Below are 25781 nucleotides of genomic sequence, written 5' to 3' on the forward strand. Positions count from 1 at the left end.
TCTGCAATGATCGCGCGCCCGGGCCGTAAGGGCAGAATAAGCAGCGCATTTTGACCAAAGCAGGGCAGGCTTTCCGGGCTGCCGGCGGCGAAAACAGCCGGCCGGCACCTTGCGCTTTGCCCGGGTCGCGCTATGTTCCACAAGTGTTCGCCCGCAAAACGCGTGGTTCCTTACAGTACCGCTTTTTCGCAGGCCCAATGACCGCCGATCTGCTTTCCCCCGCCCCGTCCCTCGCCGATGCCGAGAACACGCTTAAGCGTGTCTTCGGCTACGATGCCTTCCGCGGGCAGCAGGCCGCCGTCATTTCGGCGGTGCTGAAAGGCCAGGACGTGCTGGCCGTGCTGCCGACCGGCGGCGGAAAAAGCCTGTGCTACCAGATTCCCGCCATCCTGCAGCCGGGCCTGGGCCTGGTCATCTCGCCGCTGATCGCGCTGATGAGCGACCAGGTGCAGGCGCTTGAGGCCAGGGGCGTGCGGGCGGCCAAGCTCGATTCCAGCCAGGCGTCGGCCGAGCGCAGCGACATCTGGGATGCGGCGCGCTCGGGCAATCTGGACCTGCTCTACATGTCTCCGGAAGGGCTGAACAACCCCTTCGTGCGCGACGCACTGGGCCGTTTGAAGCTTAATGTCATAGCTATCGACGAGGCGCACTGCATCAGCCAGTGGGGCCACGACTTCCGTCCGGAATACCGCCTGCTGGGGCAGGTCAAGTCCTTCTTCCCGGGCGTGCCGACCCTGGCGCTGACTGCCACCGCCGACGCCCATACGCGCGCCGACATCAAGGCAGCGCTGCATATCGACGACGCCGTCGAGATCGTCACCAGCTTCGACCGGCCGAACCTGTCATTGCGGTTCGTCCGCCGCAAGGTCAGCGCGCACAAGGCGGTCATCGAGACCTTGAGCCGCCAGAAGGGCGCCACAGGCATCGTCTATTGCGGATCGCGCGACGGCACCGAAAAACTGGCCGAAGCGCTAAAGGCCGAAGGCTTCTCGGCCGCCGCCTATCACGCCGGCTTGCCGGCCAGGACGCGCGAGGAGCGGCTGACCGCCTTCCTGTCGGGCAAGTCGAAAATCATGGTCGCCACGATCGCCTTCGGCATGGGCATCAACAAGGCCGATGTGCGTTTCGTCATCCACGCCGACCCGCCGTCGTCGATGGAGGCCTACTGGCAGGAGGTCGGACGCGCCGGGCGCGACGGCAAGCCGGCGTCCGGAGTCTGCTTCTACAGTTCCGGCGACCTCGGCTGGGCAGTCCGCCGCCTGACCCTGCGCGAAAACGAAGGCGCGCCGGATCAATCCGTACAAAAACAGAAGGCGCGCGACTTCTTCCAGATGGTGCTGGGCCAGACCTGCCGCAAACAGCAGGTGCGCGGCTACTTCGGCGAGCACGGCGTCGAGGCCTGCGGCACCTGCGACAACTGCCTCAGCCGCGGCAAGGCGACCGACGTCACCGAAGCCGCCCAGATGCTGATGTCGGCCCTGGCGCGCATGAACGGGCCGCGCGGCCGCAAGAAGCTGGTCGACCATGTGCTGGGCAAGGCCAATGGCCCCGACTTCACCACCAGAATGACGACCTTCGGCGTCGCCAAGGGCAAGGGCTATGACGCCAACCTTCTGGCCCACGCGCTCGACCTGTGCGAGGCCCACGGCCTGATAGAGGAAGAGCTCTATCAGGACCGCATGCCGATCGTCGGACTGCGCGATGTCACGCTGGTCAAGTCGCTGTTCAAGGGCGACCTCAGACTGACGGCGCCAGCCTTATCTCATCGGTCATAGGGACCGATGAGATAAGGTCGTTTTTCAGCGGCGGGCAGGCGCCCTTGCCAACGGCGATCAATCGCCGCTGGAGGTGACTATCTTCCGGCCGCCCAAGAGGATCGACGCGGCGACAAAGCCGAACAGCAGGTTAGACACGCCGATCTCCGCCATATGGAACTTGCGCACGTCCCATAGCATGAAGCCGTTGGGGACAAACAGCACCGTCGCCATGAACAGCGAGAAACTGAAGCCCACGATCAGCGCCCGCGACCAGCCCGGGCCGGTCATCTGGCGCACGGCGGCGAAGGCGGCGGCCGACCAGATCAGGCTGCGAAAGACCTGGAACAGGATCAGCGGCGTCTGGTCGATGTGTGCGCCCTGGTCGTAATAGGCGCGCAGGGCCTCGCCCTGGAACGCGATCCAGGCGCCGGCGGCAAAATAGAAAACGACATAGATCGGCGCGATCAGAGCGACACGCCACCACAGGCCGGTAAAGCGTTCGGTTTCCCCGTCCGCGCCCCGCCAGACCCAGGCCGCGACAAGGGCCGACAGGGCATCGCGCACCAGGCCGCTGACCGCGCTCATATAGATGCCCGGCATGGACAGCTTGACATAGTCGCGGAAGTAGACGGCCTCATCCAGCGACTGCACCGTGGTGATCGTATAGACGACGCCGAACAGGACCAGCGCGCGCAGCCAGAAGCTGCCCCGCAGGCGTGAGGCAATCAGTGACAGCAGTACGGCGAACACCGCGCTGACCAGCAACATGGATTGCGTGACGTCCAGCGGCCCATCGTGCGGCGGCGGAGGCGTCAGGACGGGATGGAACACGGCCAGCCCGAGCATGCCTCCAACGACCGTTCCGACGGCCACGGCCACCAGGACAGCCAGCCATTTGCCGGCGATTTTGAGATACGACATTCTACCCTCCCGTTTGCGGAGCATTCTGGCTCCAGTGGTCTTCAAGCTGTTTCAAGGCGTTTTCCGCCCAGGCGAGCTGAGCTTCGACGTTGCGCAGGCCAAAATCGACCGCCAGCCGGCTTTGCAGCGGCATGGACGGTCCGATATCGCCGGCCATGAAGGCGCGGATGCCATCGCGGCTGCCGCGCGCGGCGTCGGCGAAGGAAATCAGGAAGGCGCGCGTCACTTCGGGGCGCCCAAGTTCCTGCAGAAAGGCAAAGCGCAACATCAGGATATCGGCCGGTTCCCCCTGCGCGGGCGCCGTCAACCAGGCGTCGAGCGCCTCACGCCCCATGGGCGTCAGGCTGAAGACATTGCCGCGCGCGATGGGTTCGGCCGCAATCAGCTCGGCCTTCTCCAGACCTTTCAGCGCCGGATAAATGCTGCCCGGACTGCTGGAATAGTTTCCCAGCAGCGTCGTCTCGAACACCTTGCGCAGGGCATAGCCCGAGCGCGGTTCCCCACGCAGCAGGCCCAGCAAAGCATATCCGAGAGGCGTGACCTTGGCCGGCATATAGTACGATCCGTATTATCTCGACTAACCAATAGTACGAATCGTATTATTTGTCAAATGGCTCTAAATTGGTATTATATAGATTATGAAAAGGTCTCATGCCGCCGTTGACAGCCGCGGAAATCCGCGCCACGGTCTTCGGAACGGAACAGGGAGAAACCGATGTCGAAATTGCTGCGCGGATTGCTTCTGGGAGCCAGCCTGCTGTCGACACCCGCCCTGGCGGCACATAAGGCGCCCTCGCCGCAGACGCGGTTCGACGGCTTCGCGTCCAACCTCGGCTATCACATCACCGTCACCGACAACAAGGTGCTGGCCGGTTGCCCCGACAAGCCCGTGCAACAGGCGTGTTTTCACCTCGACCTCGACCTGACCCTGCCCAAGGCCCTGCCGAAATCGAACTGGGCCATCTATGCCAGCTTTGTCTCGCCGCTATTGCCGTCGCAAAGCGACGCTTTCGACGTGACGCACATCAATGGCGACCTGTATCGTATTTCCCCGAAGGCCGGCGTGACACTGACACCGGGCAGGACCTACCGCATCGGCCTGATGGCGTCGGCGCACCTGTTCTCGCCCTACTTCCTGATTCCCAACGCCTATGTCGCCGCCGACGGCCTGAAACCCCGCGTCATCGCTTCGGCACGCAGCAAGACCGATACCGAGACCGGCGAGGAACGTCTGCCCTTCGTCACGCCCTTTACCGACGAAGCCCATCTCGGCACGCAGAACGCCGCCGACAAGACGCAATGGCTGACGCCCCAGCGCCTCTACGACCAGACGGCCGCGCGCACGGAAACGGCTGCCGCGCCCGAATTCGCCATCCTGCCGACACCGCTGAAGGCGCAACATCTTGACGGGCCAGCGCTCGACCTGACAAAAGGCATCGCACTGAACACGACCGTGCCGATGACCGAGCTGGCGGCGGCGCTGAAGGAGTCCGGGCTGAAGCCGGCCAGGGGCGGCGTGCCCGTGACCATCACCCTAAAGCCCGGCCAGCCCGAGTCCTACCATATCGAGGCGAAGGCCGGCGCCGTCGCCATCACCGCCGCCGACAGCGCGGGCGCGGCCTATGCCCTGACCTCGCTCGGCCAGCAGGCCGATTACGAACACGGCCACCTCAGGCCGCTCGACATCGAAGACGCGCCGCGCTTCGGCTTCCGCGGCCTGCATCTCGACCTGGCGCGCAATTTCGAATCCAAGGCGCACATCCTGACGGTCATCGACGCGATGGCCCGCTACAAGCTGAACCGCCTGCATCTGCACCTGGCCGACGACGAAGGCTGGCGTTTGCAGATTCCGGGCCTGCCGGAGCTGACCGACATCGGCTCCAGGCGCTGCCACGACCTCAAGGAAGACACATGCCTGCTGCCGCAGCTCGGCGGCGGCCCCGACAATCCGGCGGGCGTCAACGGCTACCTCACCCGCGCCGACTATATCGACATCCTCAAGGCCGCCAAGGCCCACCACATCGAAGTCATTCCGTCCTTCGACATGCCGGGCCACAGCCGCGCCGCCGTGCGCGCGATGGAGGCGCGCTATCGCCACCTGATGGCTGCCGGCAAGCCGGCCGAGGCGTCGCAGTACCGGTTGGAAGATCCGGCCGACACCACTGTCTACAGCTCGATCCAGCACTATGACGACAATACGCTCAACATCTGCCTGCCCTCGACCTACGCCTTCATCGACACGGTGATGGAAAGCATCAAGGCGATGCACGACGAGGCTGGCCTGCCGCTGCACATCTACCATATCGGTACCGACGAGACGGCCGGCGCCTGGACAGGATCGCCCGCTTGTCAAAAGATGATGGCCGACGAGCATCTCGACATCCATCAGCTGGGCGCGCGCTTCATCACCAAGGTGTCCGACATCCTGGGCGAAAAGGGCATAGAGCCCGCCGGCTGGAGCGACGGCATGGGCAGCGTCGATCCGAAGCAGATGCCGCAGAAGGTCCAGTCGAACAGCTGGGGCGGCCTGTTCAGCGGCGGGGCAGCGGACGCCTACCGCCAGGCCAACCAGGGCTGGGACGTCGTCATGTCGACGCCAGACGTGCTCTATCTCGACATGCCGCAAGCGGCAGACGGCTTCGAACGCGGCTATGACTGGGCGTCACGCCAGACCGACCTCTACAAGGTCTTCGCCTTCATGCCGGAAAACCTGGGCGCCAATGCCTCGGTCATGATGACGTCCTACAGCCAGGGCGCCACCATCGCCGACCCGACGCCGCTACAGCCCGGCCACCGCATCGCCGGCATGCAGGGCCAGCTGTGGAGCGAGACGGTGCGCAGCGACGCCATCGCCGACTATATGCTGTTCCCGCGCACCCTGGCCGTCGCCGAACGCGCCTGGCACCGCGCGGACTGGGAACCCGATTATGTGGCGGGCAAATCTTACAGCTATGGCGACGGCAATGTGCCCGCCGACAGGCTAGCCGCCGACTGGCAGGGCTTCCAGGCGAAGCTGGTGCCTGAGCTGAAGCATCTCGACACCGCCGGTATCGCCTATCGCCTGCCCGTGCCGGGCGCACGTATTGCCGACGGCAAGCTGGAAGCCAATGCCCCGATCGCCGGACTGAAGATCGAGTACCGCATCGCCAACGGCCGCTGGGTGCCCTATAGTGGTCCGGTCGCCGTGACGGGTGAGGTCGCGGTGCGCACGGTGGCGCCGTCGGGCCGACGGGTCAGCCGCACCGTGACCGTAAAACCATAACAGCCGGGGATACATCCGGCGTTTCAGGGAGTGGCGTATGCGTAGGCTTGTGCAGTTTTCGGCTGCCGCGGTGATCGCGGCCGGCGCCTTGTCGGCGTGCGGGGGCGCGTCCGGCGGATCGGGTTCGGGCGGGTCCGGTGGCTTCAGCTCAAGCTCAAGCTCAAGCTCAGGTTCGAGCTCAAGCAGCGCCAGTTCCAGCAGTTCGTCCTCGTCTTCCGATTCCGGCCTGGTGCCGGCGGGCTATCACCTGGTGTGGAGCGACGAATTCAACGGCACCGGCCTGCCCGACAGCACCAAGTGGAGCGACGACACCTTCGCCAACACCTACGACCCGGCCAATGGCGAGCTGCAATACTACACCGCTGCGCGCCTGGAAAACGACCAGCAGCAGGGCGGGTCGCTCAACATAACCGTCCGCAAGGAAGACATGACGGGTTCGCCCGACTATGCCGGCCAGCACTATTCGTCGGCGCGCATCATCACACGCAACAAGGCCGACTGGCAGTACGGCTATTTCGAAATCCGCGCCAAGCTGCCGTGCGGCAACGGCACCTGGCCGGCCATCTGGATGGTGGGCAGCGCCGGGTCATGGCCGAAGGACGGCGAGATCGACATCATGGAAGAACTGGGCCGCGATCCCAACACGGTCTACGGCACCATCCACGACAATTTCAACCAGGGCCACAATGGTGACGGCACGGCGCATTCGATCGCTGACGCCTGCGGCAGCTTCCACGTCTATCAGCTGACCTGGACATCCGAGCGCATCGACATCGGCGTCGACGGCACGATCTACGACAGCTACGTCAATGCCCATACCGGCTACGATCAGTGGCCGTTCGACGGCCGGCAGTACCTGCTGCTCAATGTCGCCATGGGCGGCAGCTGGGCGGGCGCGGTCGACGACAGCGCGCTGCCCCGCTCAATGCAGGTCGATTACGTCCGCGTCTACCAGCAGTAGCGGCCGTCCCGATCGTCAGCCGGCTGAAGGTTGTTAGCGGCGGTAAGCGGGCCGCCGCATACCCGTGCTATCCCGAAAGGCGAAATCTGCCTTCATCCGGGAGAACGCACATGAAAAACAGGACTGTTCAGGAAAAGCTGGAGTGGCTTCAGGCCTCCAAGTTCGGCCATGCGGACGCCGAACACGAGCAAGCCCGGCTGAAGGAATTCTTCGTTTCGACCTACGCCTGGGATCGCCTGCTGAGCGGAGACGTCGACATCGTCCACGGCAAGAAGGGCAGCGGCAAGAGCGCCATGTACACCGCGCTTATTCAGGAAGCGCCTGCGGAACTGGCGGAAAGAAACATCCACGTCATCCACGGCAACCATCTCGATCTTATCGACCAGTTGCCGCAGGACGTGCCGGAAGGCTTCCGGTGGGACGACTTCTGGTTCTGCTACATACTGGTGCTGTGCGCCGGCAAGATCCTGCAGGAAAACTGGACGGTCTGCCGCGAGATCATCGACTATCTGAAGGCCAAGCAGCTTCTCGACAACAACCCGAACAACCGGCTGTTTCTGTCGCGCCTTTCGCAGTTCGTCTGGGAAACCCGCGGCGGGCTGTCCTACGAAGAGGTCTTCCGCCGGTCCTCGATGACCGCCAACGGCATGATGGGCGGACAGATGAACGACACGATGATTTCCCGGTCCAGCATCGTGACGCCGATGCCGACCCAGCCGTCGCAGGACCTGAAGGTCTCGTGGTCGAGCCTGCTGCAACACCTGCACAGCGCGCTGGCGGCCATGGGCGTGACCTTCTGGGTGGCCCTTGACAAGCTCGACGTTGTGTTTTCGCGGATGCCGCATACGGAAATTCAGGCGGTCAACGGGCTCCTGCGCTGCCACGAGGACATGATCAGCTTCAGCCACATCCGCCTGCGCCTGTTCCTGCAGACCCAGGCCCTCAGGCGGGCGATCGCCCTGGGGCTTACCAATCCGGACTACCTGACGACGTCGGTACAGGAGCTGCGCTGGGACAAGACGCACCTGCTGTGGCTGCTGGTGCGCCGCCTGTTGTCCAATCCCGGCATCGTCGAGTACCTGGGACGGCCGCTGCATCTTCGCATCGCCGAGACGTTCGGCGGCAACGACTTCGCCAAGACCCGGACCCAGGACGTCATACTGGGCACCGTGCTGGAAAAGACGCGGAAGCAGGTGTCCGTGCTGAAGTCCATCTTCGAAAAGCCGGAATTCGGCCAGGCCAACGACGACCTTGACGAAAAGAATGCCGACAATTCCCTGCTGTCCAGGATCATGGCGCAGCTGGCGATCGATGGAACGGACTATAATCCCCGGGACTTCATCACCTTCCTGCACTATTCGCGCGACTGCGAGATCGCCTTCCTGCAATCGGACCAGCACGGCAGCATGCGGTACCTGCTGAGCAAGGAAGCGACCAGCTACGCCATCGAGAAAATATCCTACGACAAGCTGCTGACCCTGACCTCCCGGTACAACCTGATGATCCACCGGCGCCTGGAGCCTTACCTCGGCAATCTGCGGGACCTGATGGCGTCGGGATATGTGAAGCGCAAGGTGTCCGACCTGCTGATGGACTGGACGTCGATTTCCGGCGGAGACGAGCGGCTGGCCAGGGAGACGCTGGCCTACTGTTACGAGCATCACCTGTTCGTCAAAAACCGCAGTGCCGAGGACGAACTGCGGGGAAGCGCCCCCAAGGGGTCTCACCAGCTGACCGTGGCCAGCATCTATCGCCCGGCCCTCGGCCGCGCGCTCGCTAGAGACGACGCACTCTGATCCGGCCCTCGGGCAAGATAAAAAAGGCGGCCTTTCCAGGCCGCCTTTTCGTTTGGCTTTAAGCGATCTTGGCTTCCTGCTTCTTTTGCAGGGCCAGGATTTCGTTCGGCATGACCTGAACGAAGGCCTTGAGCGCCGTATCCCAGTCGTCGAGCAGCGCCTTGGCCTTGGGCGAGAAGGTGCGCTCATAGTGCTGGGTGATCAGCCCGTGCAGCTCGCCGGCATAGTCGTCGGGCACAGCGCGCAGCGTGATGCCCTCGCCGTTGACATATGCGGTCAGGGTAGAGTCCGGATCGTAGACATAGGCGACGCCGCCGGTCATGCCGGCGCCGAAATTGCCGCCGACCTTGCCGAGAATCACGACCTTGCCGCCCGTCATATATTCGCAGCCGTGCGCGCCGACGCCTTCGACCACGGTCGTCGCGCCCGAGTTACGCACGCCGAAGCGTTCGCCGACCGCGCCCGCCACGAACAGCTGGCCCGAGGTCGCACCGTAGAGGATGGTGTTGCCGGCCAGGGCCTGGCCTTCGTGCCAGACCTTCGGACGGATGACGATGGTGGCGCCCGACAGGCCCTTGCCGACATAGTCGTTGGCTTCGCCGATCAGGTTGATCAGCAAGCCCTTGACGGCAAATGCGCCCAGCGACTGGCCGGCCGAACCGCGCAGTTCCAGCTTGAGATGACCTTCGTCGAGGGTGTTGCCGTACTGGCGGACCAGGTGCGACGAGGTGCGCGTGCCGATGGCGCGCATGGTGTTGCGCACATCGTAGGTCAGCTGCATCTTTTCCTTGCGCTGCAGGACGTAGGCGGCGTCCTGGACGATCTTGGCGTCCAGGGTGTCGGCGACCGCATTGCGTTCGGTCGGTGGGGTGATGATGGCGTTCTCGTCCATCTCGACCTTGACCAGCAGCGGGTTGAGGTCGAGGTCGTCGAGGTGGACGCCGCCGCGCGACACCTGTTGCAGAAGGTCGGTGCGGCCGACCGCTTCCTGAAGCGTGCGCAGGCCGAGGTCGGCCAGGATTTCGCGCACTTCGGTGGCGATGAAGGTGAAGAGGTTGATGACCTTTTCCGGCGTGCCGGTGAACTTGGCGCGCAGGCGTTCGTCCTGCACGCAGACACCGACCGGGCAGGTGTTCGACTGGCACTGGCGGACCATCAGGCAGCCGATGGCGACCAGCGACGCCGTACCGATGCCGAACTCTTCGGCGCCGAGCAGGGCGGCGATGACGATGTCACGGCCCGTACGCATGCCGCCGTCGGCGCGCAGACGGATCTGGCCGCGCAGGTTGTTGAGCGTCAGCACCTGATGCGCTTCCGACAGGCCCAGTTCGAACGGCAGGCCGGCGAACTTGATCGACGACAGGGGCGAGGCGCCCGTGCCGCCGACCTGGCCCGAGACCAGGATCGCGTCGGCTTTTGCCTTGGCGACGCCGGCGGCGACCGCGCCGATGCCCGACTGCGACACCAGCTTGACGGTGACGCGGGCGGTCGGGTTGATCTGCTTCAGGTCGTAGATCAGCTGCGCCAGGTCTTCGATCGAATAGATGTCGTGGTGCGGCGGCGGGCTGATCAGGCCCACGCCCGGCGTCGAGTGACGCATGCGGGCGATGAATTCCGTGACCTTGAAGCCCGGCAGCTGACCGCCTTCGCCGGGCTTGGCGCCCTGCGCGACCTTGATCTCGATTTCCTGGCACTGGTTCAGGTATTCGGCGGTGACGCCGAAGCGGCCCGACGCGATCTGCTTGATGGCCGAGTTCGGGTTGTCGCCGTTGGCGCGGCGGACATAGCGTTCCGGATCCTCGCCGCCCTCGCCCGACACCGAGCGGGCGCCGATGCGGTTCATGGCGATGTTCAGGGTCTCGTGCGCCTCGGGGCTGAGCGCACCGAGCGACATGCCCGGAGTGACGAAGCGCTTGCGGATCTCGTTGACGCTTTCGACTTCCTCGATGGGAACCGCCTGGGCTTTCGGCTTCAGCGCAAGAAGGTCGCGCGGGCTGGTCGGCGCCGTCTTCGACATCTTGGCGACCAGGCCCGAATAGGTCTTGAACGTCTCGTAGTCGTCGCGCGTCGTCGCGTCCTGCAGGAGGTGGATCAGCTTCGGCTGATAGTAGTGGGTCTCGCCGGCGGCGCGCAGCTTGTAGAAGCCGCCGATCGAGGGGACGGGCGTCTTGGCGCCGAAGGCGCGCTTGTGCAGCTCCGCCAGCTTCTGCTCGATACCCGACAGGCCGATACCCGAAATGCGCGAGGTCACGCCCGGGAAGTACTCGGCGACCAGGGCGCGCGACAGGCCGAGCGCTTCGAATTCATAGCCGCCGCGGTACGACGAAATGACCGAAATGCCCTTCTTGGCCAGGATCTTCATCAGGCCGGCTTCGATGGCCTTCTTGTAGTTGAGGAAGGCCTTGTGCTCGTCGAGGCCCTGATAGCGGCCGTGCGCCAGACGCTCTTGCAAGAGTTCCAGCGACAGGTACGGGTTGATCGCGGTCGCGCCGACGCCGACCAGCACGGCAAAGGCGTGCGGGTCCATGGCTTCGGACGAACGGACGACGATCGACACGAACGAGCGCAGGCCCTTCTGCACCAGGCGCGAATGCACCGCGGCCGAGGCCAGGATCATCGGCACGCCGATCTTTTCCGCGCCCAGGTTTTCGTCGGTCAGGACGATCATCGACGCACCGCCTTCGACAGCGGTGACGGCTTCGTCGCGCAGGCGCTCGAGTGCGCCGCGCAGGGACTCGCCCGGCTTCGCCTCTTCCGCGGGGACAGCGAAGGTACAGTCGAGCGTCGCGACCTTGCCCGCCTTGTCGAACGTGATCATGCGTTCGTACATCAGCGTCGTCAGGAAGGGGCTTTCCAGCACGAAGACGTTGGTCTGGGCCTCGTCCTCGGCCAGGATGTTGCCGAGGTTCTTGAAGCGCGTGCGCAGGGACATGCCCGAGGCTTCGCGCAACGGGTCGATCGGCGGGTTGGTGACCTGGGCGAAGTTCTGGCGGAAATAGTGGGCGATCGGCCGCCACTGTTCCGACAGCACGGCCAGCGGCGTGTCGTCGCCCATCGAGCCGATGGCTTCCTTGCCGTCCTTGACCATCGGGTCGAGCACGGAGTCGAGGTCTTCCAGCGTGAAGCCGGCCGCGATCTGGCGGCGGTTCAGCTCTTCGCCGTGCAGGGTGCGCGGCTCCGGGCCCGGCGCGATCAGGGGCTCGAGCTCGATCATGTTTTCGAGCCAGCCGCTATAGTCGTGCTTCTTGGCGAGCGCGTCGATCAGGTCGGTTTCGGAGAAGAGCCTGCCCTCCTCCAGGTCGACGGCGATCATGCGGCCGGGCGCGATGTGGATGCGGCGCGCGATACGGTCTTCGGCGATGCCGGTCATGCCGGCTTCGGAGCCGACGATCAGCAGGCCGTCATTAGTTTCGGCGACGCGAAGCGGACGCAGGCCGTTGCGGTCCTTGCCGGCCACGACCCAGCGGCCGTCGGTGGCGCAGATGGCGGCCGGACCGTCCCACGGCTCCATGACGGCGTTGCAGTAGGCGTAGAGCGCCTTGTGCGCGTCGGACACGGTCGTGTCCTTGGCGACGGCTTCGGGGATCAGCAGGGCCTTGGCCATCGGGGCCGAACGGCCGGCGCGGACCAGCAGTTCGAACACGTTGTCGAGGCCGGCCGAGTCAGAGCCGCGCGGCTGGATGACCGGCTTCACGTCGCGGTCGTTCTCGCCGAACGTCGCGGCCGCCATGCGGATCTCGTGCGACTTCATCCAGTTGACGTTGCCGCGCAGCGTGTTGATTTCGCCGTTGTGCGCCAGCATGCGGAAGGGCTGGGCCAAGCGCCATTCGGGGAAGGTGTTGGTCGAGAAGCGCTGGTGGAAGATCGCCACGCTGGACACCATGCGCGGGTCCTTGAGGTCGAGATAGAAGTCGTCGACCAGCTCGGCGCGGAACATGCCCTTGTAGATCAGGGTGCGGGCCGAGAAGGAGCAGATATAGCATTCCAGGTTGGCTTCATCGACGCGCTTTTCGATGCGGCGGCGGCACAGGAACATGGCGCGTTCCAGCGCTTCGCCTTCCAGGCCTTCCGGCGCCGCCATCATGATCTGTTCGATCTCGGGGCGGGTCGCCGAGGCGCGGGCGCCCAGTTGCGTCACGTCGACCGGCGGCTGGCGCCAGCCGTAGAGGTAGAAGCCCGAGCGCAGGATTTCCGACTCGACGATGGTGCGGGCGGCTTCCTGGGCGCCGAGGTCGGAACGCGGCAGGAAGACCTGGCCGACCAGGACCGGACCCGGACGCGGGTTGTGGCCGATATTGCGCACCTGTTCGCGGAAGAAGTCCTGCGGCACCGAGATCATGATGCCGGCGCCGTCGCCGGACTTGCCGTCGGCGTCGACCGCGCCGCGGTGGAACAGGGCCTTCAGCGCCTTGACGGCCAGTTCGACGACTTCACGGCGGGGCGTGCCGTCGATCGAGCAGACGACGCCGACGCCGCAGGCGTCGCGTTCCATGGCCGGATCATAGGCGTTGCCGTCGATCAGGGCCTGACGCTGCGAGAGGTAGTGTTGGTGAGAATCGAACTGGGTCATTATTCGGCAACTCCCGCGAGTTGAGCTTCGCCATCGTTGGCGGCAGCCAGCAACTGGGTCTTGAGATAGTGATGGATATCGGCAGCGGCGTCCTGGCCTTCGCGTACGGCCCAGACGACCAGCGAAGCCCCGCGCACGATGTCGCCAGCGGCAAAGACACCCGGAACCGTCGTCTGGAATTCGCCGGCCATGACGCGCAGCGTACCCCAGCGGGTCGTTTCCAAGCCCGGCGTGTTGAACATCACCGGCAGGTTTTCCGGCTCGAAGCCCAGGGCTTCGATGATCAGGTCGGCCGGCAGGTCGTTTTCGGCGCCGTGGATGTCCTCGATGCCCTGGCGGCCTTGCGCGTCCGGCGTGGTCAGGCGCATGCGCTGGATCTTGAGGCCCGTGACCTTGTCGGCATCGCCTAGCACGGCCTTGGGACCGGCCAGCCATTCGAAGCGCACGCCTTCTTCCTCGGCGTTCGACACTTCGCGGTCGGAGCCCGGCATGTTGGCGCGGTCGCGGCGGTAGACGCAGGACACCGACTTGGCGCCCTGGCGGGTGGCCGTGCGCACGCAGTCCATGGCCGTGTCGCCGCCGCCGATGACGACGACGGTCTTGCCCTTGGCGTCGAGACGGCCGCTGTCGAAGTCGGGCACGGCGTCGCCGAAGCCCTTCCTGTTGGCGGTGATCAGGTAGTCGAGCGCCGGCACAACGCCCTTCGAGCCGCAGCCCGGTACGCTGAGCTTGCGCGCCTTGTACACACCCGTGGCGACCAGGATGGCGTCATGCTTCGCCTGGAGGTCCTCGAACGTGACGTCGTTGCCGATGTCGCAGTTGAGCACGAACTCGACGCCCGACTGGGCCAGGCGGTTGGTGCGGCGGGCGACGACGTCCTTTTCCAGCTTGAAGCTGGGGATGCCGTAGACCAGCAGGCCGCCGGCACGGTCGTAGCGGTCATAGACCGTGACCTTGTAGCCGAGCGTGCGCAGGCGGTCGGCGGCAGCGATGCCGGCCGGTCCGGAGCCGATGATGCCGATCGACTGGGCGCGTTCGACTTCCGGCTCGATCGGCTGGATCCAGCCGTTTTCGAAGGCCTGGTCGTTGATATAGCGCTCGACAGCGCCGATGGTGATGTTTTCCCAGCCCGACTGTTCCAGCACGCAGGAGCCTTCGCACAGACGGTCCTGCGGGCAGATGCGGCCACAGATTTCCGGCAGGGTCGAGGTCTGCGACGACAGCAGGTAGGCTTCTTCGACACGGCCTTCAGCGGTCAGGCGCAGCCAGTCGGGGATATTGTTCTGCAAGGGGCAGCCGTGCTGACAGAACGGCACGCCGCACTGGGCGCAACGCGAGGCCTGCTCTGTGGCCTGTACCGGCTTGAAGTCGGCATAGATCTCGTTGAAGTTTGTGATGCGTGTCTTCGCATCCGACTTCTGCGGAGTCTTTTTCTTCTCGACAACAAAGCGGTTCGTTTCGCCGGTCATGGCCTAACGTCCTTCCAGTTACGCGCCGGAACAGCCCGGCGGAGGAACCGCGCCTTCAAACCCAAAATGCCGGCGCGGGAAAGTTAAATTGTCAGTCCTGCCTTTTTGCCGTGCCGGATTTTCCGGTCTGATGGCAAAAATGCCGTAGCGGTATCAATTGATACCGATTTTCGTCTCAACCTGACAGGCGTCCACTCCGGAAGACCTGCCTTTTAACACACAAAGCGCCTTTTTGCGCAGACTTTGATGGCAAAGAACCTGCCAAAGACGTGCCAAAGACGTGATAGCGACAAGGGTTCTTAACGCACGAACCCCCTCGGCCGACCATGTCGCGAGGGGGGAGGTTTGTTTCCAAGCCTTGAGCCGGTCCGGACTATCCGTGCAGGCTCTCCCCGTGTTGCGACATATCGAGGCCTTCGATTTCCTCTTCGTCTGTTACACGCAGGCCTGTCGTGTATTTGCAGATCATGAGGATGATGAATGTCACCACCGCGCTCCAGGCGATGACGGCCGCAAGGCCGCCCAGCTGTTTGAGCACGTTGGCGCCCGCTCCGGCGGAATTGATTGTCGTGTCCGCGAACACCGCGGTCAGCAGCGCGCCGAAGAAACCGCCGACGGCGTGGACGCCGAACGCGTCGAGGCTGTCGTCGTAGCGGAACATGTTCTTCACATAGGTGGTCGAAACATAGCACAGCGGGCCCGTGATCAGGCCGATCAGCAGCGCGCCACCGGGGCTGACGAAGCCCGCGGCCGGCGTGATGGCGACCAGGCCCGCGACCATGCCGGAAATCATGCCGAGCAGGGTCGGCTGCTTGCGCTCGATCCATTCCGGCACGATCCAGCCGATGGCGCCGGTCATGGTGGCGACGATGGTATTGAGCGCGGCGACGGAAGCCAGGGCATCGGCCTTCCATTCGGAACCGGCGTTGAAGCCCAGCCAGCCGACCAGCAGCATCGAGGCGCCGATCATGGTGAAGCCGAGATTGTGCGGCGCCATGTTGTCGCGGCCGAAGCCCTTGCGCTTGCCGATGACCAGACAGGCGACCAGGCCAGCGACACCGGAATTGACGTGGACGACGGCGCCGCCGGCGAAATCGAGGACGCCCCACTTGGCCAGGAAGCCGCCGCCCCACACCCAGTGGCAGATCGGGGCATAGACCAGGACGCTCCACAGGGCGATGAACAGGATGAAGGCCGAGAACTTCATGCGTTCGACCACCGACCCGGCGATCAGGGCCGGGGTGATGATGGCGAACGTCATCTGGTAGGCGATCCACAGATATTCGGGCAGTTGCGGCGCGGCATTATAGGCGGTGTCGAGGCGCACGCCGTGCAGCAGGGCGGCATCGAAGCTGCCGATAAAATTGTTGGCCTGGCCGGAGCCGACGCCGAAGGCCAGGCTGTAGCCGATCAGGACCCAGATGACCGAGGCGATGACGGTCACGGCGACCGACTGGGCCATGGTCGACAGCAGGTTCTTCTTGCGCACCATGCCGCCGTAGAAAAGGGCCAGGCCCGGCACGGTCATGAACAGGACCAGGGCCGTCGCGGCGATCATCCACGCGGTGTCGCCGGAATTCAGCGCAAGCGTCGCCTGATGCGCCAGCAGGTGCGGCGCAGCACTTCCGGAGGTGGCGGTCACGGCCGTAGCGACAGTCATATAGCCCAGATACCCCTAGAGCGCGGTCTAAAAAGTGTGACGCACTTTTTGGACACATTGCGCGACAAAACAAAAATCTGGAGCATGGATTTGAGCGAAGCTAAAATCATCATGCCCTAGCGTTTAGAAGCCACAAACACGCGCATCCGGGCTGCATCCAAAGATGCACTCGTGTGCACGTGCGAAATGTGACGGTATGATTTCAGTCCAATAGCAAGATGTGGATGACTTTGAAAGTCAAATTTTCCCAAAGCCCGACATCTTTTGAGAAAATTTCCGAAGGAAAGGCAAAAAGCCGCGCCCTACGGGTAAAATATTGCTCGCGTTCGCAAAAACGGAGAATGATTATCCGTTAAAGGCGGCAATCGCTGCAACGATATGGTCCTGTGTCGCCTCGTCAAGATACGGGCTGAACGGCAGGCTGATCACCGACGCGGCCTTTTGCTCCGAGACCGACAGGTCGCAGCCGCCCGCATTGAACGCCGCATAGCCTGGCTGACGATGCAGCGGGATCGGATAATAGACCGCGGTCGGAATACCGGCATTACGCAGATGCGCCTGCAGGCCGTCGCGGTTCTCGTGCTCGATCGTGTACTGCGCCCAGGTCGAGACGTAGCCGTCCTTGACGAAGGGCACGCTCACGACCTTGCCGGCCAGCTTTTCGGCGTAGCGCGCCGCGACGGCCTGGCGCATGTCTATCTCCTCGCCGAAGATGCGCAGCTTTTCGACCAGCACGGCGGCCTGGATGGTGTCCAGGCGCGAATTCATGCCGATGCGGACATTGAGGTACTTGGCCTCGTGCTCGAACTTGTGTTCGGCGACGTCAGCCGCCGTAGCGCCGCCGTGGACGCGGTACGAGATCATGCGGTCCATCAGCGCGTCGTCATTGGTGACGACCGCGCCGCCGTCGCCGTAGCAGCCGAGGGGCTTGGCGGGATAGAAGCTGGTGGCCGTGGCGACGCACCATTCCAGCGACTGGCGGCCGTCGATCGTGCCGCCGAAGCCCTGCGCCGCGTCCGAAATCAGCGGCAGGCCGTGCTTTTGCGCGATCTTCGAAAGTGCGGGATAGTCGGCGGGCTGGCCGAACAGGTCGACGGCGATGATGGCGGCGGGCTTGAGGCGCCCTTCCGTCTTCACCGCTTCGATCGTGGCGTCGAGCTTTGCGACGTCGATATTATAGGTCCGGGCGTCGATATCGACGAAGACGGGCTCGGCGCCGGTCATCGGCACGACTTCGGCCGTGGCGACAAAGGTAAAGGTCGGCACGAAGACCGCGTCGCCCTTGCCGATACCCAGACCCAGCAGGATCAGTTCGATGGCGTCGGTGCCGTTGGCGCAAGAGAGGCAATGTTTCGAACCGGCAAAGACGTTCATGTCGGCTTCGAAGGTTTTCACCTCCGGCCCCATGATATAGGCGCCGTGGTTTATGACCTTGAGCACGGCGCTTTCGATCGCGGAACCGATGCGCTGACGCTGCTGGCCAAGATCGATGAACGGGATTGCCATGGGGACTGCCTTTTGACTGGAAAATCTCTGACCGTGGCTTTAGACACCAGGGCCCGGGAATGCACCTCAAAAGGCGTTTCCCAAGATTTCAAAGAGTTAAGCCCCTAGGCGAAATCGCCTCTGGCATTTGCCAATTGTCTGACTATATATGCGCAACGCTTACCGGCGCTTTGGCGGGAAATCCGCCTTGTGAGCGCTAACATTGTGGCCTATAGAGCCACGTCAAACCGAACAGCCAGGAGAGAGACATGGCGCTGAAAGGCAACCTGATCAACGGCGAGTGGGTCACCACCGAAAAGACCTTCAACGACATCAACCCGTCGGACACCAACGACATCATCGGCACCTATGCGACCGCCGGTGAAGCCGAAGTCAAGGCCGCCATCGCCGCCGCCCGCGCCGCCTTCGAGACCTGGCAGTATTCGACGCCGCAACAGCGCTTCGACGTGCTGGACAATGCCGGCACCGAAATCCTGGCGCGCAAGGCCGAGCTGGGCGCGCTGCTGTCGCGCGAAGAAGGCAAGACCCTGCCGGAAGGCATCGGCGAAGTCACCCGCGCCGGCCATATCTTCAAGTATTTTGCCGGCGAAGCCCTGCGCGCCCACGGCGAAGTCCTCGACTCGGTCCGTCCGGGCGTCAAGGTCGAGATCACGCGTGAGCCTGTCGGCGTCATCGGCCTGATCTGCCCCTGGAACTTCCCGATCGCCATCCCGGCCTGGAAGATGGCGCCCGCCATCGCCTTCGGCAACACGGTCGTGTGCAAGCCGGCCGAACTGACCCCGGCCTGCGCCTGGGAACTGGCCGACATCCTGAACCGCGCCGGCCTGCCCAAGGGCGTGCTGAACGTCGTCTTCGCGCGCGGCTCGGTCGCCGGCCCGCTGATGATCGACGGCTGCGACGCCATCTCGTTCACCGGCTCGGTGCCCACCGGCCAGCGCGTCCGTGACGCCGCTGTCGCCAAGGGCAAGCGCATCCAGTGCGAAATGGGCGGCAAGAACCCGGTCGTCGTCCTCGACGACGCCGACCTCGACAACGCCGTCAACTCGGTGCTGAACTCGTCCTTCTTCTCGTCAGGCCACCGCTGCACGGCTTCGTCGCGCATCATCGTGACCGAAGGCATTGCCGACCAGTTCGTCAACGCGCTCGCCGCCGCCGCCAAGGCCATCAAGGTCGGCGACTCCAGAGCCGACGGCGTCCAGATGGGCCCGATCGCTTCGCAGGAGCAGCTTGACATCGCCCGCGACGCCGTCGCCAAGGCCAAGGCCGAAGGCGGCCAGGTCGTCGCCGGCGGCGAAGACCTGACCTTCGGCACGCCGGGCTATTATTACGCCCCGACCCTGATCGACAAGACGACCCCGGACATGTCGATCAACAAGGAAGAAGTTTTCGGCCCGGTGGCTTCGGTCATCCGCGTCAAGGACCTGGAAGAGGCCATCAAGGTTGCCAACGACACCGAAATGGGTCTGTCGGCCGGCATCTGCACCAAGTCGCTGAAGGCGGCCGAGACCTTCAAGCGCCGCGTCCAGGCCGGCATGGTCATGGTCAACCTGCCGACCGCCGGCGTCGACTATCACGTGCCGTTCGGCGGCCGTAAGGGTTCGTCCTACGGCCCGCGCGAACAGGGCGCCTACGCCAAGGAATTCTACACGATTGTCAAGACGGCTTACCAGTTTCCTCTCTAGGCGAGGAACCTGGCCAGGCCTTTGGCGTCAAGACCGGGTATCAATTCCCGCTCTAACTTTCAGACTGGAGTATAGCGTATCCAGATCGACTTGCGGCGCTCCTCACGGGGCGCCGCTTTTTTGCGCTCGAGGCAAGGAAAAACGCCCCGTCCGGCGAGGACGGGGCGTTCGTATTTGTAGCGACGGATTCTTACCGAGCCTTCTTCAAGCCCGGCAGGTCGGCATCGTCAAAGCCGATGACGAAGATACGGTTCGGATTGTCGCGGCCGTCGGCTTCCGCCAGGAAGTCGTTGTCGTTGACCACCCAAAGGGTGTGCAGGGTCTTGCCGTCAAGCTGGACGTCGGGACCAAAGGCGAGGCCTTCGATCTTGGCCGGGATGGTCGCCGGATCGACGCCGCCCTTGGTCAGAATGGCCACCAGGTCGAAGGCCAGCGTCTTGGTCACGGCCTTTGCCGAGATCGCATCCGCGCCGGACAGGCTGTCGATGGGCTCTGCCTTCGACAGGTCGATGCGGTTGAAGTGCTTGAAGACCGCCTGCGTGCCGTCGCCCAGGCCCTTGCCGTCGCGTTCGTCGACCAGCAGTTCGTGGTCGTTGATCGCCACCATTTCGCTGATGCCGGTGAACTTGACCTTGCCGTCCTTGCCGACATTGGTCAGCGGATAAGCGTATTCGTGCGTGGCGCCGCTGGCGATATCGACCGTGACGATGCGGGTCACGCCACCCTTGGCGCCGCCGTCCTGCAACAGCGCGGTCTGGATGATGCCGACCAGGGTCTTGCCGTCCGGCGTGATGGCCAGGCCTTCCATGCCCTTGTTGGCCTCGCGGCCGGACGTATTGCCCGAGATCTCGTCCTCACCGTGCGCGCTTAAGGCCATCACGTCGAGGTTGGCCGGCAGGGTAAAGGTGCGCAGGCGGCGGCCGGTGGCGCGGTCGAGCTGATAGAGGTGCGGGCCGTATTCGTCCGAAACGAAAACGGTCTTGCCGTCGGCCGAAACGCGGATGCCTTCCGGATCGAGACGGGCGTCGAGCGGATTGGACGAGGCCTTTTTCGGATCGAAACCGTCGGAGCGGCCGGTAAAGTAGAAGCGGCCCTTGCCGTTCAGCTTCGGCGCGCCGTCGGGCAGGCTCGCGGACTTGCCGTCGCCGTAGACCAGGGCTTCGGGGCTCCACATCAGCGTGGTGGCGCTCAGTTGCGGCGAAAGGGTGAAGGGCAGCGGGCCGGTAGAGGGCACCAGCTTCGCCGTCACGGTATGATAGCGCGGAATATAGGACGCGGTGTCGTCGACGACTGGATTATATTTGTTGGCGTTCGGCCCGCGGTCGGGCATGGCGATGAAGGTGTCGCCGCCGGCATAGTCGAGCGCCGAGCCCATGCCGCCCAGGAGATTGCCGGCCACGCCGTTCTCCAGCGGCGCGGCGGTTTCCGCCGACAGGTCGTGCCCATGGGCGTCGAGCGACGCCGTGGCCAGCAAACGCGGCTCGGCCTGGGCGGCGGCGGCCAGGGTAAAACAGGTTACGGAAAGAAACAGAACGGAACGGCGCATCGAACACCCCTTGCTGGAAACCGGCGCGCCGTCCTATGATTGCTTTATGACAGGCGCATGACAATCGCTGGAGGTCGCGATGCCCGACAGTACGTCTTTTACCAATCCGTTCCTGTGGTGGGCCGACGCGCTGAAGCTGGCGCCGACCAATCTAAACCAGAGCATCCTGCCCGGCTGGTCGTTCATGACGATCAATGAAAACAATTCGACCTCACCCGAGACCGAGCAATACGTCCTGGCCAGACATTCCTACGGCCGCCAGATCGGACGCATGATGGACCTGGTCGCCGAGATGGCGAATGAGGCGTCGCCCGAGATCAAAAAGAGCGACGCCTATCGCAAGTTCAACGACGTCGTCACCGATGTCGATAAGGCCAAAAAAGAAGCCGCCGGCATTCGGCGCCAGCGGCTTCTGGAAGAGTTGACGGCGTTGAAGGGCCCGGACTTCGAGGCCCTGGTCAGCGAGGCCAGACGGTCGGTCAAGCCTTGAGCGGCTCGCCTTCCGGCGTTCCACGGCCGAGGCGATCGGGCAGAGGCTGGCCGTCCGGCACGAAGTCCATCGCCACCGAATTCATGCAGTAGCGCCGGCCGGTCGGGCGTGGGCCGTCTTCGAAGACGTGACCCAGGTGCGAGTCGCAGCGCGCGCAGCGGATTTCGGTGCGCACCATGCCGTGCGAGCTGTCGCGCAGGTACCGGATATGGTCCTTGTCGATACCCTGGTAGAAGCTGGGCCAGCCCGAACCCGAATGGAACTTGGCGCGGCTGTCGAACAGCGGCAGGCCGCACAGATTGCAGGTATAGGCGCCGTCTTCCTCGTACTCGTCGAACTTGCCGCAGAAGGGCGGTTCGGTGCCGTGATCGAGCAGGATGCGCCGCGCCTCGGGATCGAGGTGCGAAGCCAGCGTCTTGATCTGGTCGGCGGTCGGCGGCGTCAGGTCGAAGCCTAAGGCAGAGGTCTTGGTGGTGGCCGCGGAGTCGGACATTGGGGGTCTCCTTATCAACACCGCCTTATACGCCCGGGAGACGCCCCGCGTTACCCGTCACGGCAATTTTATCGTAACGCTTCAAGGATGCGGAAGACGCCCTGCCCGTCGACAATGCCGTGCGCGGTTCGTGCGATGGCCTGACGCCGAACGGGATCGGTCATCAGGGCGGCAACCTCGGTTGCGAAATCCTTTGGGATACCCGCGCGGGCGTCGATCGTGGGAAAAGGACACGCATCGAGCCAGGCCGCCTGGTTGTCGTAGACGACCGTGGCCAGGGCCGGCACGCCCAGGGACGCCAGTTCGTTGACGCTGCCGCCCGCCGCCGTAACGACCAGGGCGCTGCCGGCCAGGGCTCCGGTCATGGTCGGCGGGCTGACGATCAGTTGCAGGCGGTCGAGGCGCCGCGCCAGGACTTGCAATTCAGGAATATGACGATTGGCCGGCCCGGCGATGGCGCGGATGACAGTGCCGGGCAAGGCGGCATGCAGCTGTTCGGCGACAGCCCCTGTCAGGCCGGTAGGGTCGCTGCCCCCGAAGGTCAACGTGACGCAGCCATCGCCGGCCACAGCGAGGGGCGTGCGGAATTCGGCACGCACCAGGGCGTAATCGGGCCCGAGCAACAGCTTCGCCCTGGATTTGGCGGCGTAGGACTCTTTCGGCGCCGCCGGCGTCGGATTGACCAGCACGCGGCAGTCGAAACGGTCGAGCACGTCGAGATCGTCGATGACTGCGACCCTGGTCCGCGCCGACAGGGTGGTCAGATAATCGGCATCGGCCGCATAGGTATCGACGATCACCCAGTCTTCCGGCGCGGCCTCGGCGTCCAGGACGGCAAAATCGCCGCCCGGCGGGGACGCGGTCACCGCGCGCGCGCCGATCGCCGCGGCGCGGTCCAGCACCGGCGCGTCGGCATTGACCACAAAGGTCACGGCCAGACCCTGCGCACGCGCGGCTTCGGCCAGGGCGAAACAACGCATGAAATGGCCGAGTCCGATCGTGTTCGAGGCCTGGGTGCGGATGACAAGCTTCATGCCCCCACCCTAGCCACAAGCCTTTAAGGGAATATAGACGGACCTGCGCTTTCCTGTGCGCCATGAAAAGACTTTGCGTCATCCCGGCACGCGGCGGCTCGAAACGCATCCCGCGCAAGAACGTCAAGCCGTTTCTCGGCCGGCCGATGCTGAGCTATTCGATCGCGGCGGCGAAGGCGACAGGCCTGTTCGACCACGTCATCGTCTCGACCGACGACGACGAAATCGCCGCCGTGGCGCGCGCACACGGCGCCGAAACGCCCTTTGTCCGTCCGGCCGAGCTGGCCAACGACCAGCAGGGCACCAATGCCGTCGTCATCCACGCTATCGAATGGTTCGCGGCGCACGGGTCGAAGCCCGACGCCACCTGCCTGGTCTATGCCACCGCGCCCCTGCTCGATCCCGAACGGTTGGAGGAAGGCTGGCAGGCCTTGCAGCAGCCCGGCAAGCGCTTTGCCTTTTCGGTGACCTCCTACGGCTTCCCGATCCAGCGGGCGCTACGCCGCACCGAAGGCGACGGTGTGGCCATGTTCTGGCCGGAAAACCGCACCGCGCGCTCACAGGACCTTGAGCCCGCCTATCACGACGCCGCGCAGTTCTACTGGGGCTGGTCGGACGCGTTCCTGAACGGCGAAGAGCTATTCTCGCCGATCTCGGCACCCGTCGTCCTGCCCCGGTCGCACGTCGTCGATATCGACACGCCCGAGGACTGGGAAAAGGCCGAGCTGACCTATCGGATCCTCAAGGGCCAATAACCTACCAACGGTGATAGTAGTCCCGATGATAGACTGCGCGCGGGTAATACTCGCGGTAGGTATAGACGCGTTCGTAATATTCGACCGGCGGGCGGCTTTCATAATAAACCACCGTATAGCCTTCGGGCGGAGGCGGCGGGGCGTAATAGCCTTCGTCATAGGCGTAGTACCGGCCGCCATAGCAGGTCACACTCGAATTGCCGACGGTATTACCGATTGACGCCCCCACCATCGCGCCGGCAATCGTGTTGAATCCGCGGTCATAATGACGCGACACGGAACTGCCCAGCGCGGCGCCGGCGACGGCGCCCAGAATGGTGCCGGTGGCCCGGGCCTGGTCCTTGCGCTCGTAGCAATAGCCGTCGTAGCGGCGATCGCGCGGATCGACCGGCGGCGGCGCGTCGCGGTCGTTGCGCGCCTGATCGTAAGCTTCGCGGTCGGGCGGCGGATAGCGATCGTCATCTTCGGCGCGCGGCGCATCGTTCGAACGATCGTTGAAATAGCGGTCGTCGGGATAGCGCGGCGGCGCGTCCTGCGCCATGGCCAGCAAGGGCTGGGCAGCCAGGATCAGGGTCGCGATCGCCACGACAGATTTGGTCGGAAAAGACATGGTCGGGTACTCGAATACGGGATGTAAATTCGATAGGCCAGGCTTGCGGCTGAATGATGGCCGCTACTTGATCACCGCCGCGCCCGCCTTGGCGCACTGATCATCCTGAAAACCCGCTGCGCCCGACACACCGATCGCGCCAATGATCTTGCCGTCGCTGATGATCGGCTCGCCACCGTCGACCGCCATGGCGCCGGTAAAAATCGAATTGAGCGTGCCGCCCTTCACCGCCTCCTGAAAGACCGAAGTCGGCTTGCGGAAGGTGGCGGCCGTTTCGGCCTTCTTGCGCGCCACCTCGATCGAGCCATACTGGGTGCCGTCCATCTTCTCGGAGAAGACCTGAGCGCCATTCGGCTCGACGATCGTGATGACCATCGTCCAGCCGTTCTTTTTGGCTTCGGCCTCGGCCGCGGCGGCCGCAAGCTTCGCCTCAGCCAGCGAAATCGTCCGGCCATAGGCATAGGTGGGATAGGCCGGTGCCGCGGGCGCCGCCGTCTGGGCGGATGCCGCCGTGGCGCCCAGCATCACTAAACCCGCCACCGTCATCGTCTTTAAAATCATGTCAGCCTCCCTTTTCAGCCTCTCTAACACGGGAGGCGCGACGCGTCAGCCAAGGTCTGTGCGTTCGCCCGGAAAGCCCGGCAGGGCCAGATTGAAGCGGATCGCCGCCGCACGCAGCAGAAACGCCGCCCCGAAGCCCACGATCGCCGCCGGCCAGAAAGGGAGGCCGACCAGTTTCAAGCCGGTGAAGACGCTGGCGCCGAACAGCGCTGCCGTGACGTAGATCTCACGCCGCAGCAGCAGGTTGGGCTCGCCCGCCAGCACATCGCGGATGATGCCGCCGAACGTCGTCGTCAGCACCCCCATGATAATCGCGGACAGCGGCGGCACACCGAGATTGAGCGCCTTGGCGGTCCCGACCACCGCATAGGCGGCAAGGCCGAGCGCATCGAGCCACAGAAGCGCGCGGAACCGCCAGCCGCGCCTGCCCATCAACCAGACGATCAGCGCCGTCACCACGCACATCACGACATAGCCCGGCCGATGCACCCAGAAGACCGGCGCGCCGATCAACAGGTCGCGCAGCGTACCGCCGCCGACGCCGGTAATGGCGGCGAAAAAGGCAAAGGTGATGATGTCGTGCTTGCGCCGCGCGGCCGCCAGCGCGCCGGTCGCGGCAAAGACGGCGACGGCGGCATAGTCGAGCCAGAAAAGCGAGAGCGACAAGGCATCCATGGCGCGCCTCTATCACATTCCGGGCGGACTCAC

General features: G+C 64.3%; 19 protein-coding genes. 7 read left to right on the top strand and 12 right to left on the bottom strand.

The annotated features are described in order from the left end of the window. Positions 1–197 precede the first annotated feature (197 nt). A complete protein-coding gene (locus AB8717_RS18275) occupies positions 198–1775 on the top strand; it encodes a RecQ family ATP-dependent DNA helicase (protein WP_443748748.1) in 1578 nt (525 codons plus the stop codon). A gap of 57 nt (positions 1776–1832) precedes the next feature. On the opposite strand, the gene AB8717_RS18280 is transcribed toward AB8717_RS18275, so the two are convergent. Both AB8717_RS18280 and AB8717_RS18285 read right to left on the bottom strand, forming a co-directional pair. Further along, positions 1833–2678 carry a hypothetical protein gene (locus AB8717_RS18280; protein WP_443748749.1) on the bottom strand — a complete coding sequence of 282 codons (846 nt, stop codon included), beginning with the start codon at positions 2676–2678 and terminating at the stop codon, positions 1833–1835. Position 2679: 1 nt separating this feature from the next. Continuing rightward, entirely contained in the window at positions 2680–3231 is a 552-nt protein-coding gene (locus AB8717_RS18285) for a PadR family transcriptional regulator (protein ID WP_443748750.1), read from the bottom strand. Positions 3232–3393: 162 nt separating this feature from the next. Here AB8717_RS18285 and AB8717_RS18290 point away from each other — a divergent pair, with 162 nt between their 5' ends. From AB8717_RS18290 to AB8717_RS18300, 3 genes are all read left to right on the top strand, one after another. Beyond that, positions 3394–5940 carry a family 20 glycosylhydrolase gene (locus AB8717_RS18290; protein WP_443748751.1) on the top strand — a complete coding sequence of 849 codons (2547 nt, stop codon included), beginning with the start codon at positions 3394–3396 and terminating at the stop codon, positions 5938–5940. A 37-nt stretch (positions 5941–5977) separates the two neighbouring features. Then, the gene (locus tag AB8717_RS18295; RefSeq protein WP_443748752.1) at positions 5978–6901 is read left to right on the top strand and encodes a glycoside hydrolase family 16 protein; all 924 of its coding nucleotides are present in this window, start codon (positions 5978–5980) and stop codon (positions 6899–6901) included. Between the two features lie 110 nt (positions 6902–7011). Beyond that, the gene (locus AB8717_RS18300; RefSeq protein WP_443748753.1) at positions 7012–8697 is read left to right on the top strand and encodes a P-loop ATPase, Sll1717 family; all 1686 of its coding nucleotides are present in this window, start codon (positions 7012–7014) and stop codon (positions 8695–8697) included. A 58-nt stretch (positions 8698–8755) separates the two neighbouring features. Here the strand turns inward: AB8717_RS18300 and gltB are convergent, their stop codons facing one another. From gltB to AB8717_RS18320, 4 genes are all read right to left on the bottom strand, one after another. Then, a complete protein-coding gene (gene gltB, locus AB8717_RS18305) occupies positions 8756–13267 on the bottom strand; it encodes a glutamate synthase large subunit (RefSeq protein ID WP_443748754.1) in 4512 nt (1503 codons plus the stop codon). Beyond that, positions 13267–14736: an NAD(P)-dependent oxidoreductase gene (locus AB8717_RS18310; RefSeq protein ID WP_443748755.1), complete on the bottom strand. Its 1470-nt coding sequence runs from the start codon at positions 14734–14736 to the stop codon at positions 13267–13269. Before AB8717_RS18310 ends, gltB begins: the two co-directional genes overlap by 1 nt. A gap of 373 nt (positions 14737–15109) precedes the next feature. Continuing rightward, a complete protein-coding gene (locus AB8717_RS18315; RefSeq protein ID WP_443748756.1) occupies positions 15110–16396 on the bottom strand; it encodes an ammonium transporter in 1287 nt (428 codons plus the stop codon). Between the two features lie 345 nt (positions 16397–16741). After that, on the bottom strand, positions 16742–17902 hold the full coding sequence (locus AB8717_RS18320; protein WP_443748757.1) for a DegT/DnrJ/EryC1/StrS family aminotransferase: 1161 nt from the start codon (positions 17900–17902) through the stop codon (positions 16742–16744). A gap of 248 nt (positions 17903–18150) precedes the next feature. On the opposite strand from AB8717_RS18320, the gene AB8717_RS18325 reads away from it, so the two are divergent. Further along, positions 18151–19584 (top strand): aldehyde dehydrogenase family protein, encoded by a 1434-nt coding sequence (locus AB8717_RS18325; protein ID WP_443748758.1) that lies wholly within the window; start codon positions 18151–18153, stop codon positions 19582–19584. A 190-nt stretch (positions 19585–19774) separates the two neighbouring features. On the opposite strand, the gene AB8717_RS18330 is transcribed toward AB8717_RS18325, so the two are convergent. Further along, a complete protein-coding gene (locus AB8717_RS18330) occupies positions 19775–21130 on the bottom strand; it encodes an esterase-like activity of phytase family protein (RefSeq protein WP_443748759.1) in 1356 nt (451 codons plus the stop codon). 79 nt (positions 21131–21209) lie between these two features. Here AB8717_RS18330 and AB8717_RS18335 point away from each other — a divergent pair, with 79 nt between their 5' ends. After that, a complete protein-coding gene (locus AB8717_RS18335; protein WP_443748760.1) occupies positions 21210–21620 on the top strand; it encodes a hypothetical protein in 411 nt (136 codons plus the stop codon). On the opposite strand, the gene msrB is transcribed toward AB8717_RS18335, so the two are convergent. Together msrB and pseG are read right to left on the bottom strand one after the other, a co-directional pair. After that, positions 21610–22113: a peptide-methionine (R)-S-oxide reductase MsrB gene (gene msrB / locus AB8717_RS18340; protein WP_443748761.1), complete on the bottom strand. Its 504-nt coding sequence runs from the start codon at positions 22111–22113 to the stop codon at positions 21610–21612. The genes AB8717_RS18335 and msrB overlap by 11 nt on opposite strands. 68 nt (positions 22114–22181) lie before the next feature. Continuing rightward, on the bottom strand, positions 22182–23147 hold the full coding sequence (gene pseG, locus AB8717_RS18345) for a UDP-2,4-diacetamido-2,4,6-trideoxy-beta-L-altropyranose hydrolase (protein ID WP_443748762.1): 966 nt from the start codon (positions 23145–23147) through the stop codon (positions 22182–22184). Positions 23148–23209: 62 nt separating this feature from the next. Between pseG and pseF the strand changes: the two genes are divergently transcribed. Continuing rightward, positions 23210–23902 (top strand): pseudaminic acid cytidylyltransferase, encoded by a 693-nt coding sequence (gene pseF / locus AB8717_RS18350; protein ID WP_443748763.1) that lies wholly within the window; start codon positions 23210–23212, stop codon positions 23900–23902. 1 nt (position 23903) lies between these two features. Here pseF and AB8717_RS18355 read toward each other — a convergent pair whose 3' ends face one another. The 3 genes from AB8717_RS18355 to AB8717_RS18365 form a co-directional block, all read right to left on the bottom strand. Next, positions 23904–24512 carry a glycine zipper 2TM domain-containing protein gene (locus AB8717_RS18355; RefSeq protein ID WP_443748764.1) on the bottom strand — a complete coding sequence of 203 codons (609 nt, stop codon included), beginning with the start codon at positions 24510–24512 and terminating at the stop codon, positions 23904–23906. Between the two features lie 63 nt (positions 24513–24575). Further along, the gene (locus AB8717_RS18360) at positions 24576–25073 is read right to left on the bottom strand and encodes a GlcG/HbpS family heme-binding protein (protein WP_443748765.1); all 498 of its coding nucleotides are present in this window, start codon (positions 25071–25073) and stop codon (positions 24576–24578) included. 45 nt (positions 25074–25118) lie between these two features. Continuing rightward, on the bottom strand, positions 25119–25748 hold the full coding sequence (locus AB8717_RS18365; protein ID WP_443748766.1) for a trimeric intracellular cation channel family protein: 630 nt from the start codon (positions 25746–25748) through the stop codon (positions 25119–25121). Positions 25749–25781 lie beyond the last annotated feature (33 nt).

The organism is Asticcacaulis solisilvae (assembly GCF_052327315.1).
Taxonomy (GTDB): domain Bacteria; phylum Pseudomonadota; class Alphaproteobacteria; order Caulobacterales; family Caulobacteraceae; genus Asticcacaulis; species Asticcacaulis solisilvae_B.

What these genes read in the sequence shown, in the direction of transcription:
- AB8717_RS18300 (WP_443748753.1), top strand. Translation starts at nt 7,012, where the DNA reads ATGAAAAACAGGACTGTTCAGGAAAAGCTGGAGTGGCTTCAGGCCTCC.
- AB8717_RS18325 (WP_443748758.1), top strand. Translation starts at nt 18,151, where the DNA reads ATGGCGCTGAAAGGCAACCTGATCAACGGCGAGTGGGTCACCACCGAA.
- AB8717_RS18280 (WP_443748749.1), bottom strand. Translation starts at nt 2,678, where the DNA reads ATGTCGTATCTCAAAATCGCCGGCAAATGGCTGGCTGTCCTGGTGGCC.
- gltB (WP_443748754.1), bottom strand. Translation starts at nt 13,267, where the DNA reads ATGACCCAGTTCGATTCTCACCAACACTACCTCTCGCAGCGTCAGGCC.
- AB8717_RS18275 (WP_443748748.1), top strand. Translation starts at nt 198, where the DNA reads ATGACCGCCGATCTGCTTTCCCCCGCCCCGTCCCTCGCCGATGCCGAG.
- AB8717_RS18335 (WP_443748760.1), top strand. Translation starts at nt 21,210, where the DNA reads ATGCCCGACAGTACGTCTTTTACCAATCCGTTCCTGTGGTGGGCCGAC.
- msrB (WP_443748761.1), bottom strand. Translation starts at nt 22,113, where the DNA reads ATGTCCGACTCCGCGGCCACCACCAAGACCTCTGCCTTAGGCTTCGAC.
- AB8717_RS18315 (WP_443748756.1), bottom strand. Translation starts at nt 16,396, where the DNA reads ATGACTGTCGCTACGGCCGTGACCGCCACCTCCGGAAGTGCTGCGCCG.
- AB8717_RS18295 (WP_443748752.1), top strand. Translation starts at nt 5,978, where the DNA reads ATGCGTAGGCTTGTGCAGTTTTCGGCTGCCGCGGTGATCGCGGCCGGC.
- pseF (WP_443748763.1), top strand. Translation starts at nt 23,210, where the DNA reads ATGAAAAGACTTTGCGTCATCCCGGCACGCGGCGGCTCGAAACGCATC.
- AB8717_RS18310 (WP_443748755.1), bottom strand. Translation starts at nt 14,736, where the DNA reads ATGACCGGCGAAACGAACCGCTTTGTTGTCGAGAAGAAAAAGACTCCG.
- AB8717_RS18360 (WP_443748765.1), bottom strand. Translation starts at nt 25,073, where the DNA reads ATGATTTTAAAGACGATGACGGTGGCGGGTTTAGTGATGCTGGGCGCC.
- AB8717_RS18330 (WP_443748759.1), bottom strand. Translation starts at nt 21,130, where the DNA reads ATGCGCCGTTCCGTTCTGTTTCTTTCCGTAACCTGTTTTACCCTGGCC.
- pseG (WP_443748762.1), bottom strand. Translation starts at nt 23,147, where the DNA reads ATGAAGCTTGTCATCCGCACCCAGGCCTCGAACACGATCGGACTCGGC.
- AB8717_RS18365 (WP_443748766.1), bottom strand. Translation starts at nt 25,748, where the DNA reads ATGGATGCCTTGTCGCTCTCGCTTTTCTGGCTCGACTATGCCGCCGTC.
- AB8717_RS18320 (WP_443748757.1), bottom strand. Translation starts at nt 17,902, where the DNA reads ATGGCAATCCCGTTCATCGATCTTGGCCAGCAGCGTCAGCGCATCGGT.
- AB8717_RS18285 (WP_443748750.1), bottom strand. Translation starts at nt 3,231, where the DNA reads ATGCCGGCCAAGGTCACGCCTCTCGGATATGCTTTGCTGGGCCTGCTG.
- AB8717_RS18290 (WP_443748751.1), top strand. Translation starts at nt 3,394, where the DNA reads ATGTCGAAATTGCTGCGCGGATTGCTTCTGGGAGCCAGCCTGCTGTCG.
- AB8717_RS18355 (WP_443748764.1), bottom strand. Translation starts at nt 24,512, where the DNA reads ATGTCTTTTCCGACCAAATCTGTCGTGGCGATCGCGACCCTGATCCTG.